This is a genomic window from Vibrio genomosp. F6, assembly GCF_005146325.1.
Taxonomy (GTDB): Bacteria; Pseudomonadota; Gammaproteobacteria; order Enterobacterales; family Vibrionaceae; genus Vibrio; species Vibrio cortegadensis.
Window position 1 is genome coordinate 1 of sequence record NZ_SYUT01000080.1, and the last position, 360, is coordinate 360.

Consider the following 360-nt stretch of genomic DNA (forward strand, 5'->3'; position numbering starts at 1 on the left):
AGACATCACTTACGGTGAAGACGGCGACGATGATGGCGATACCATCACGCAACCAACGGTGAGCATCACGGACAATAACGACGCGGACGGCAACAACAGCGAAGTCATCAACGCAACAGAAAAAGCGGACATCAGCGGCAACATCGGTGAAACCGACGCGGCGACCGTGGACTTGGTCATCAGCGATGGCGACGACAGCACTGCGGATATCGTTCTGAAAGACGTGACGGTGAATGCAGACGGCAGCTTCGAAGTGCCAAACGTGGATGTGAGCAGCCTGAAAGATGGCACCTTGACGGTAGACGCGACGTTCACCGACAGCGATGGCAACGTGGCGACCGCGGTAGCGAAAGACATCAC

1 protein-coding gene is annotated in these 360 nt (G+C 56.4%); it reads left to right on the forward strand.

What is annotated here, in order from left to right; all coding sequences use genetic code 11:
- Window positions 1–360: hypothetical protein (locus FCV43_RS20455; RefSeq protein WP_170961699.1), on the forward strand; the 360-nt coding region annotated here is incomplete at both ends.